Genomic DNA, 3,691 nt, shown 5'->3' on the forward strand with positions numbered 1-3,691 from the left:
CCATTGCCATCAGAAGGCGCTTTCCGATATCGGCGTCGCCAATGCGATCCTCGGGCTCCCCAAAAACTTTACGGTGCATACCCTGGCTACCGGCTGCTGCGGCATGGCGGGCGCCTTCGGCTACGAAAAGGAGCACTACGATCTTTCGATGAAGATCGGCGGGCTCGTGCTCTTTCCGGCCGTCACGAAGGAACCCGAGTCCACGGTTATCGCCGCGGCGGGGACGAGTTGCCGGCACCAGATAAAGGATGGGACCGGCCGGAAGGCGCTGCACCCGGCAGAAGTGCTTTATGATGCGCTGCGTTGACGCTGGGCTAAATGCCCCGCTTTGGCGGTTTCTCGGTCCCAATTCAGGACAATTGGACCAAAATAGGAAACTTTCTCAAAAAGAAGAAATCGTAGATTTCTCGTAATCAGCCGCTTAGTTTTTGGCCCGAGCTTGGAAATGGGTAGGATAGATTTAATCCACCCAGTATGAAAAACTTTACACTTGTTCTCTTCCTTTTTGTAGCCACTCTTTCCGGCCAGGCCCAGATCAACGCCTATGCAAGCGTTACCGGCATCAGCGGAAAGACCCTCTCTCTGACCAGCGTCAACCAGACGTATCACAGCTTCAAGAGCGGCGATCAAATCATCATCATGCAGATGCAGGATAATGTAGCCGGCAGCAACACCAACAACAACAGCAGCTATGGCTCGCTCACCACGATCGCCAATGCCGGGATCTACGAAGTGGCCACCATCGCCAGCGTAGCCGGTCTGCCTAACTCTCTGACGATCACCGCCAACCCTGCGCATACCTTTAATTTCGGTTCGGGCGCGAGCGTGCAGATCATCAGTTTCCGCAGTTATGGTTCACCCAACTATACGACGACGGCCGCGATTACCGCCCTTCCCTGGAATGGCAAGATCGGCGGGGTCGTCGCCATGCAGGTCAGCGGAACGTTGACGGTCGCCTACCCCATCACCGCCGATGGCGCGGGGTTCCGCGGCGGCGCGGTGTCGGGTAATTATGAGGTCAATTGCGAAACGGCCGTGTACGCCAGCAATTCCACCAACTATGCAGCCAGGGGCGAAGGCGTCCAGGCCAACAATACCGGTTATTTATATGGTCGTAACCCGTTGGCCAACGGTGGTGGCGGCGGTAGTGATGACAATGGCGGCGGCGCAGGCGGCTCCAACTATACATCCGGTGGCCAGGGCGGTGCAGGCTGGACCTGTACCCTGACACCCGTAGGCGGTTATGGCGGTAACGCCCTCAGCGCTTTTATTACTGCCAACCGCATCTTCATGGGCGGCGGGGGGGGCGGCGGCCAGCAGAACAACAGCGTCGGCACGGCAGGTTCCAACGGCGGCGGCATCATCCTGATCAAGGCCAACACCCTCACCACTTCCTGTTCCGGCAGCGTAAGCATCACGGCCAATGGCGCCGATGCGGATAACAGCGGCAACGACGGAGCCGGCGGCGGCGGCGCGGGTGGATCCATTATCATGAACGTCGGTACCTTCAACGCCAAAACAAGCTGTCCTCTCCGGGTGCAGGGCAATGGCGGCGACGGCGGCAACGTCGGTGATGCCAACTCCCATGGCGGCGGCGGTGGCGGCGGTCAGGGCGTAGTCGCTTACCCCGGTGCCACTCCGACCACGAATATCACCACCACGACGACTAACGGCGCGGGTGGTCTCAACAGCAGCAGCAGCGGCGCTTCCTCTGCAAATGCCGGATCGGGCGTCAACAGCACCGGCGTCATAGCCAACAGCGGCTTTGTCTTCCTGCCGGTAAAACTCCTTGACTTCACGGGCAGACTCGGGAAGGACGGCGTTTCGCTCACCTGGGAGACCGCCATGGAAAAGAATAATGATCACTTTGACATCGAACGCAGCAACGGCAACGGCGACTACACCGTCATCGGCGAAGTTCGCGGCGCAGGCAACAGCGATAATCTCCTCAGCTACTCTTTTACGGATGCCAACCCCGCACCCGGTGTCAACGCCTATCGCCTTAAGCAGGTAGACATCGACGGGACCCCGGCCTGGTCTTCTGTCGTATCCATCGAAGTCGAGCCGGCAGCCGGCAGCTTTACCGTCTACCCCAACCCGATCGTCGAAAGCTTTACCGTCCGGCTGTCGGCAGAAACGGCCGGCCCCTGTACGATCACCCTGTATGACCTGTCGGGAAAGGCGGTCTATACGACGACGGCACAACCTGCAGGCAACCTGATACCGGTAACCCTTAATCGCAAGCCGGTGGCCGGGATCTATGTTATAGCGGTTCGCACGCCGGTGCAGCAGTTGACGGGTAAGGTTTTGGTCAAATAACTTCTCTCCTCTCTGATTCCCTGCGGAGATACTGCAGGGAATCTGGAGGGGCCAGGCGCAAATTTTAATGTCGCCGGCCGTGGATCGATTGGCCTTTTTTATCTACTTTTAGCCCGCTGTACCCCCCTGATTGTAGCAGCTTCCATTGATACACGGAATTTAGACCTATCATCGTCGAGCCCCTTCCCGCGAATTCCTGTTCGCGGCAGGTGATTTTTTCATCAAACATGCTACATCGTGCAACCGTCTAATTCCAGCATCCGTCTTGCCGTTGGTCAATGTTACCGGGTGAATTCCTTTGATCTCGGCTTTATCAACGTCCATCCGATAGAACTCCTTGTCGAGATAAAACATCTCGACCCTGAGGCCAATGAACTCGAATTCTCGGTCCTCCCCCTGTCGACCCAGGACCCCAGTCCCGCGCTTATCGCGATCGCCAAATGGTTTGGGGATGTCTATCCAACCCGGACAAAGGACGACTGCCTCCTGAAGAATGCCCGGGCATTCGATCACCTCGTCGATCAGGGCATCGCCGTCCTCCATCACGCATCCCATGAACCAAAGCCCGAGGCTCCCCGGACCGAGGCTCCCCGGACTGACGCTCCCCGGACCGACACTATACTAAATGCAATGCATATCCCAACAACGCCCCCCCAATCACAATAAAGACGCTGTTGACCTGCCGGTAGCCAAAGGTCACGCCAAGACTGACCACCGCAATAACGACCGTCCGCCAGTCGGTCAGGGTCTCCCGGCCAAAGCTGATACACACCGTGGCAATGATCGCCACCGATGCCACATTGACCCCGTCGAGGAAGGCGGAGAATAATTTCGACCGCCGCATCCGCGGTACCAGCGGATTCAAGAGCCATACGAATACAAAAGAAGGAAGGAATACCGCGAGTGTAGCCCAGGCCGCACCGCCGGGGCCAGCCAGCTGCCAGCCGATAAAGGTCACCGATGAAAACACCGGCCCGGGTGTAAACTGGCCCACCGCGATCGCATCGATCAATTCCCGTCGGGGCAGCAGTCCCTTTGCCACCAGTTCTTTATCCAAAAAGGCGAAGAGCACGTATCCGCTACCGTAGAGGATCGCCCCGATCTTCAAAAAAATGAGAAAGATCCGCGCATGGGTAATATTCACTCCCGGTATTTGCAGCAACAGCGCCGGGAGAAATCCTTTCAGCGTCCCCGAAGGCCGGCGAAGAACATACAGCAGCAGCGTCACCGCTCCGGCGCCGAACATCGCCCCGATCTCGTCCACACCAAGCAGGGTCACCGCAAGCGTCAATAGCCCGATGACCCCAAGCTCCGCCGTTTTCAATGCTTTTTTTGCCAGGGGGTACACGGCCGCCAGGATGATGGCGATGAT

General features: G+C 57.9%; 3 protein-coding genes and 1 pseudogene. 3 read left to right on the top strand and 1 reads right to left on the bottom strand.

The genetic code is table 11. The annotated features are described in order from the left end of the window. From VGM48_RS05700 to VGM48_RS05710, 3 genes and pseudogenes are all read left to right on the top strand, one after another. A pseudogene (locus tag VGM48_RS05700) lies at positions 1-307 on the top strand (FAD-binding oxidoreductase); the annotation flags it as partial. Between the two features lie 167 nt (positions 308-474). Further along, complete coding sequence (locus VGM48_RS05705; RefSeq protein WP_331576933.1) at positions 475-2,319, top strand: T9SS type A sorting domain-containing protein; 1,845 nt, start codon at positions 475-477, stop codon at positions 2,317-2,319. A 237-nt stretch (positions 2,320-2,556) separates the two neighbouring features. Then, positions 2,557-2,985, top strand: coding sequence for a hypothetical protein (locus VGM48_RS05710; protein WP_331576935.1), 429 nt, complete (start codon positions 2,557-2,559; stop codon positions 2,983-2,985). Here VGM48_RS05710 and VGM48_RS05715 read toward each other — a convergent pair. Beyond that, on the bottom strand, positions 2,936-3,691 hold a 756-nt coding region (locus VGM48_RS05715; RefSeq protein ID WP_331576937.1), incomplete at its 5' end, for a chromate transporter. The genes VGM48_RS05710 and VGM48_RS05715 overlap by 50 nt on opposite strands.

It is taken from the genome of Puia sp. (genome assembly GCF_036500295.1).
GTDB lineage: Bacteria > Bacteroidota > Bacteroidia > Chitinophagales > Chitinophagaceae > Puia.